The sequence below is a fragment of the Paenibacillus sp. A3 genome (genome assembly GCF_001399685.1).
Taxonomy (GTDB): domain Bacteria; phylum Bacillota; class Bacilli; order Paenibacillales; family NBRC-103111; genus Paenibacillus_G.
This window is the reverse complement of sequence record NZ_JTHN01000032.1, coordinates 42,353-48,819: the sequence shown is the minus strand read 5'-3', so window position 1 is coordinate 48,819 and position 6,467 is coordinate 42,353. Positions and strand designations below refer to the sequence as shown.

The window sequence follows — 6,467 nt, the reverse complement described above, 5'->3', positions numbered from 1 at the left end:
TCTGGTAAGACAAGCCTCTACCTGTTTCTTGGAAGGTGTCGTTCCACCTCGCAAGAAAGTGGTTAAAGACAAAGCGAGCGCATCCAAACATCTGGTGGATCAGCGTCGTTTGCTCCTCCGTAGGGTAGATGCGAAAGCGAAAAGCTTTATGATGCAACATGCGGAAATTTACCTCTTTTGGTGATTTTATGACAATTATAGCACATATGTTCGCATTCGTATACAAGATAGATATGCTGATTCATCTCCCCCTTATCGAAGAGGGAGTCTTCTCAGCCTTAACGATAAATACAATCAACAATGAAATATATCTGAGAAGTCTCATAGTTTCCTCCTTCCTAGGTTTGACGCTCCAAATTTAAAAAAGTTGGGACATTTCCACACGAGGTCTTCTGCCCGTAAGCTTAACCCCGTCGCCAGTCTACAACTTTATTTCCTGGTCCGGCACTTTATTTTTTCACACTATTCACCGCCCAATAATTACATCCTAAACCTAGCTTTAATACAATAATATGAAAATTAGAGAAATATATTGATAACGCCTTGCCGTAATGGTATTTTTTAACTATAATGTGAACTTATTGAATCACATTCCGAAAAAGATTTTGGGAGGGATTTTTAATGAAGCTTAGCAAGGTAAGCAAGTCCATTCTATCGCTATCATTGGCTGTTTCAACATTATTGTCTGTCAATGTCATTACAGCGCAAGCCAACGGAGAGAACGTTAAGCCATCTGCATGCACAAAGCATATTTCTATTCCTGTTGAGCATGAATTTAACTTAAAAGTCGGTGATACAGGATCAACGCTGTTCTATTGCGGAGCTCCTCTAGGGGATCAAATTGAGTTTTCGTGGGAAGATGTTGCAATTGGAACTGACAATACATCCGTTGTGGACAATATAAGAGTGCAGGATAGCGTTTTATATTTTGATGCCATTGGAGAAGGATTTGCAGAGATCACGGTTTACTGGAAAACGAAAAAGGCGGGAGTCCGATATACGTCACTGGTTATTAATGTTGCCAAATAATATGTATTGAATAAGGAAATCCATACCAGAGAAGAGTCAATCTGTATCAGCTCTTTGATTCGCTGGAGCATGGAATTAAACCGCCGCTCCAGCGTGCCGATTTCATCGCTGCGTATGCCGCTGACGCTGACATCGAAGTTTTGGAATTCTACCGCTTTCATCGATTTCGTCAGCCGGATGATCGGTTTCGTTGTGTAATAAGCGGTCAAAATAGCGGCTAAGATAGCCAGTACAATAAATATGACGGCGGTAAAGAAACTGAAGCTCAGCGTGGACGAAGCGCCTTTCGTCAAATAATGCATCGGAATAAACTTGATAATCCGAAGCTGACCCGATACGGCGGGCTGGTAAAACAATAACCCCTGCTTCAGCTCCATGTGTCCGGGCCCGTCCGAATTTGCTGCAGCCTTCTTCAATACTTCATTGGGCAGAGCCTCTTGCTGCGAATTCGCATAAGGGTTATACATCATATTTCCTTGATTGTCCAAAATCATCACTTGGCTGTTCGGTTCCGAATGAGTACAAGGATCTTAGCTTCTCTTGAATATAAGTGTCTTGCGCATCCGGACTATTCACGCTGTCTGCTGCCCCATTTCCATTCGGAAACAGGCTCTTGTCAAGCAGAAGGGAATAGCTCACCGCCTGCAGCTGATCGAATTTTTCATCCAAATATTTCGCCGCCCAGTCCATTCTCGATTCGTTGGAGCGGATCACTTCCAGGCTCAAAGATTGCTTGGTCGTATTCGCCGCAAAAAGGGTGACCAGGATTAACGGCATAATCGCAATCGTCACCATCAAAAGCATCAGCTTGTACCTCAGGCTCTTCTGAAAGCGATGGAAGAGTCGCTTCATCATGGTGCCGGCCTCCCATAAAATCAAATGTTCGCCTTTATTGTAGCAGATTCAATACACACCGGCAGCAAAGCAATAAAAATTGTTTATCGGCCCATAGTTTTCCAAACTGAAAAAGGGCAAGCCGAATGCCAATTCGTCCGCCCTTTTTTGTTTGCAGTTGAATGATGCTTTGATTATCGGTACGCCTGCAATCTCCGATTCAAGTCCCGGGTGCTTGCGTAAACCGATTGATAAATTCCGAATAAGTCCTGATACACCGCCGTACGTTTCGGGTCCGGTTCGAACTGCCGGTCATAGCCGACGAACCGGTCTGCGCACTCCGCTATGCTTCCGAACCAGCCGCAGCCGACCGCGGCAAGCATAGCCGCTCCTAAAGCGGGGCCCTGCTCATTTTTCAGCTTCACGACTGGAGCTTGAAAAATATCCGCCTGCATTTGCAGCCAAACCTCATTTTTGGCCCCGCCGCCGATGGAGACGATCGTCCCGACTTCGACTCCCGCTTCCCTCAACATCTCGACCGACTCATGAAGAGAGAACGTAATCCCCTCCATCACGGCCCGCACCAAGTGCTCGCGTCGATGCGAGCCGTCCAGCCCGATAAAACTGCCTCTGATTACCGAATCCGCATGAGGCGTGCGCTCCCCGACAAGATACGGCGTAAATAACAGCCCTCCCGCCCCGGCCGGCATCTCGGAAACCTTCGCCAGAAAAGCGTCATAGCTTTCCCCTGCTGCAATTGTTTTCTTGAGCCAATCCAGACTGTATCCCGCCGCAAGCGTGACGCCCATCGCATAATAGCCGCCCGGCTGCGAGTGGTTAAAGAAGTGGATGTTCCCCGCGAAATCCTTCTCTTGATCCTCGTAGGACAGGATGACTCCCGAGGTCCCAATGCTGCACAAAGCGTCGCCCTTCCTTAAAATACCGGCTCCTACCGCGCCGCACGCATTGTCGGCTCCTCCCGCATACACCTTCGTATCCGGCGAAAGCCCCGTCCGGTCCGCGATTTCCGGCAGCAAGCAGCCGACCAAATCCAGCGATTCCGCAAGCTGCGGACACAGGCTCATGTCGATGCCGAAGGCGTAGCAAATCTCCCGGCTCCATTGCTTCCGCATCACATCGAGCAGCAGCGTGCCGGCCGCATCGGAAATATCCATATGCAGCTTGCCTGTCAGACGATAGCGCAAATAATCTTTGGGGAGCAGGAACATCGCCGCTTTGCCCAACACCTCCGGTTCATGCTCCTGCACCCACATGATTTTCGGAAGCGTAAAGCCTTCCAGGGCGGCATTTTTCGTAATGTGATACAGTCTCGGCCCAAGCTTGCTTTCGATCGTTCTGCACTGCGCCGTCGTTCTCGTGTCATTCCACAGAATCGCCGGGCGAAGAACCTGCCCCTGCTCATCCAGCAACACCAGGCCATGCATTTGTCCTGAAAAGCTGATCCCTTCGATATCCTTGGGCTCCACCCCCGATTCCTGCACCAACGCGCGCAAACAGTCCACGGTTTGGGTTACCCATGCCTCCGGCTCCTGCTCGCTGTAGCCGGGCTGCTCGTGCCTTAACGGATAGCTCCGCGACGTCTCGCAGCGAACCTTCCCTTCCTGATCGACAAGAAGCGCCTTGACGGAGCCCGTGCCTAAATCAATCCCTACAACATATTTCATGCCCTATCCTCCCCAAGGAGTGATCGTTCCCCCGCTTATAAGGAAAAAATATACTCGTTCAGCTCGGCTTTGATCCGCTCAAGTCTGCCGGATTTGTTGCTTATGGTTGGGTTGCCGAGCGCATACTGCTCTAATTGGCGGAAATCCGCTTTGCCCGACACGATGTCGAGGCCGATGCCGCTCTTGAAGCTGCTGTAACGCTCATCCGTAATTTTCTCAAAAAAGCGGTCCTCGATCAGTTTTGCCGCAACCTTCAACCCTTTGGCAAACGCATCCATTCCCGCAATATGCGCATGGAACAAATCTTCCGGCTCGAACGACGATCTTCTGACCTTCGCGTCGAAGTTCACGCCGCCCGATCCGAGGCCCCCGTTTTTCAAAATTTCATACATCGCGAGAGTAACCGCATACAGATCGGTCGGGAATTCATCCGTATCCCAGCCAACCAGCAGATCGCCCTGATTCGCATCGATGGAACCGAGCATGCCGTGCAAGCGGGCTACACGCAGCTCGTGCTCGAAGGTGTGTCCGGCGAGCGTCGCGTGGTTCGCTTCGAGATTCAGTTTAAAATGATCCTGGAGCCCGTATTTTTGCAGGAAAGCAATGGTAGTCGCCGCGTCAAAATCATACTGGTGCTTCGTCGGCTCCTTCGGCTTCGGCTCGATCAAAAATTGCCCCGTAAAGCCGATTTCTTGCGCATAAGCGACAGCCATATGATAAAATCTCGCCAAATTGTCGAGTTCAAGCTCCATATCCGTATTGAGCAGCGACTCGTATCCTTCGCGGCCGCCCCAAAACACATAATTTTCCGCGCCCAGCTCTACCGCCGTTTCCAGCCCTTTCTTTACCTGCGCAGCCGCATACGCGTACACGTCCGCATTGGAGGTCGTTGCCGCGCCATGAACGAATCGCGGATTGGTAAACATATTGGCCGTGTTCCACAGCAGCTTCACCCCGCTCGCTTTCATGTGCTCTTGGATGGAGGCCACGATCACATCCAGATTGTGATTCGTTTCTTTCAGCGAATCGCCTTCGGGCGCAATATCCCGATCATGGAAGCAAAAATAAGGAGCGCCGATTTTCTCAAAAAATTCAAAGGCCGCCTCGACGCGTACCTTCGCCAAGTCCAACCCGGTGTAGTTCGTCCAAGGGCGGATGGCCGTATCGGCGCCAAACGGATCGCTGCCCCCGCCTGTCAAGGTATGCCAGTAGGCTACGGCAAAGCGAAGGTGCTCCTCTTGCGTTTTGCCAAGCACGAGTTCCGATTTGTTGTAATGCTTGAACGCCAACGGATTTTTGGAATCTTTCCCCTCGTACTGAATCTTGCCCACCGTATTGAAATAACTCATATCGATTCCTCCCTGTGTTGGAAAAGTGGCTTAATCTCATGTTAGCACCGGACACTTTGTTTGTCCAGTAGACAAAGTAAGTCCATCTTTTATTTTTTGCAATCCGTGTTATGATAAAGAAAAAGAACCGACAATAGCAGGCTTTGGAGGATGGCATGAAAATCACCGGCGATTTGCAATTGATGAAAAAAATCAACAAATACCTTGTTCTGGATACGATTCGTCATCATTACCCGATTTCCAGAGCGGACATCTCCGTGAAAACCGGTTTAAATAAAACGACGGTGTCTTCCCTTGTCACCGAATTGATCGAAAGCCATTTTGTCACCGAAATCGGGCTCGGCGAATCCAGCGGCGGAAGAAAACCGATGATGCTGCTGTTTAATCAGCAGGCCGGTTACGCGATCGGCGTCGATCTCGGCGTGAATTATATTTTGGCGATGGTCACCGATTTGGGCGGAAGCGTTGTCAAGGAGAAAAAAATCGAAATGATCGATTTGAGCGTGGAGACGGTGACGGAGAAGCTCAAGAAATGCATTCATTCGCTCATCAAAAAAACGCCTGCGTCTCCCTACGGCATTATTGGAATCGGCGTCGGCGTACCGGGTCTGGTCGACGATCAAGGAAATGTGCTGTCCGCCCCCAATCTGGGATGGACGGACGTCCCTCTCCAAGATATGCTAGAGCGGGAATTCAACCTCCCGATCGCCATTGATAATGAAGCGAATGTCGGGGCTTTGGGCGAGAAGGAATTCGGCGCCGGGCGTTCCGTCTCGAATATGATATACCTCAGTGTCGGGATCGGGATCGGCGCGGGAATTATTTTGAACGACGCTTTGTATCGAGGAGTGTCCGGCTTCTCCGGCGAAGTGGGGCATATGACCCTGGCGCAGGACGGGCCCCTCTGCGGGTGCGGCAGCCGCGGGTGCTGGGAAACGTTTGCCTCGGAGAAGGCGCTCCTTCAACAAGCGAAATCCCTTCAGCTCGTTGACGAGAAGATCCAGGTCACCGAGGCAATCGACAAAATCAACCTGAACACTTTACTGAGCCTGGCCAAGCGGGGAAATCGTCCGGTCATCGATTTATTTGCAAGCACGGGACATTGGCTGGGAGTCGGCATCACGAATCTGGTGAATGTGTTTAATCCCGAGCTTATTGTCATCGGGAACCGCATGTCCCTGGCATCCGAATGGATGGCAGATTCCATCCGTGAAACGCTGAATTCGCATAGCCTCTCGTTCCATCGCCAAAAAATGAGCGTCGTTTACGCCAAGCTGGGCATGAATTCCTCGGCCGCCGGCGCCGCATCGATTGCGATCAACCGCTTCTTTTCGGCTATGAAGGCTTTGTCGGATTAAGGGTTTGCCCCGTGCCGGGGGACATCGGACGATGGCGGCATTGATTCTTTTGAAATGCCCGCCATCGTCCCGCGGCAAGCGGGAGACAGCAGCCTCGCCGCACATTATCCACCGCCTCGTCGGAGTCCGTGCCAATGCCCTCTATGGGACGTAACATAGCACGTGAGCTACAAGTGAAGCCGTATTCTCCATGATATTAACAGCTCTTCCCC

Annotated in this window: 7 protein-coding genes; 1 reads left to right on the top strand and 6 read right to left on the bottom strand. The window is 50.7% G+C overall.

Annotated features, from left to right (window positions below):
* The 6 genes from QJ48_RS35615 to xylA form a co-directional block, all read right to left on the bottom strand.
* The coding region (locus tag QJ48_RS35615) for a helix-turn-helix domain-containing protein (protein WP_082420349.1) at positions 1 to 160 on the bottom strand (160 nt) is incomplete at its 3' end.
* Between the two features lie 668 nt (positions 161 to 828).
* Positions 829 to 900 (bottom strand): hypothetical protein, encoded by a 72-nt coding sequence (locus QJ48_RS39435; RefSeq protein WP_369126833.1) that lies wholly within the window; start codon positions 898 to 900, stop codon positions 829 to 831.
* A gap of 65 nt (positions 901 to 965) precedes the next feature.
* Entirely contained in the window at positions 966 to 1,499 is a 534-nt protein-coding gene (locus tag QJ48_RS04905) for a sensor histidine kinase (RefSeq protein ID WP_162238436.1), read from the bottom strand.
* Positions 1,489 to 1,884 carry a hypothetical protein gene (locus QJ48_RS04900; RefSeq protein WP_054972529.1) on the bottom strand — a complete coding sequence of 132 codons (396 nt, stop codon included), beginning with the start codon at positions 1,882 to 1,884 and terminating at the stop codon, positions 1,489 to 1,491. The genes QJ48_RS04905 and QJ48_RS04900 overlap by 11 nt, the downstream gene beginning before the upstream one ends.
* A 173-nt stretch (positions 1,885 to 2,057) precedes the next feature.
* Positions 2,058 to 3,548, bottom strand: coding sequence for a xylulokinase (gene xylB / locus QJ48_RS04895; protein WP_054972528.1), 1,491 nt, complete (start codon positions 3,546 to 3,548; stop codon positions 2,058 to 2,060).
* 35 nt (positions 3,549 to 3,583) lie between these two features.
* The gene (xylA, locus tag QJ48_RS04890; RefSeq protein ID WP_054972527.1) at positions 3,584 to 4,897 is read right to left on the bottom strand and encodes a xylose isomerase; all 1,314 of its coding nucleotides are present in this window, start codon (positions 4,895 to 4,897) and stop codon (positions 3,584 to 3,586) included.
* 155 nt (positions 4,898 to 5,052) lie between these two features.
* Between xylA and QJ48_RS04885 the strand changes: the two genes are divergently transcribed.
* The gene (locus tag QJ48_RS04885; RefSeq protein WP_054972526.1) at positions 5,053 to 6,255 is read left to right on the top strand and encodes an ROK family transcriptional regulator; all 1,203 of its coding nucleotides are present in this window, start codon (positions 5,053 to 5,055) and stop codon (positions 6,253 to 6,255) included.
* The last annotated feature ends 212 nt before the right edge of the window (positions 6,256 to 6,467 follow it).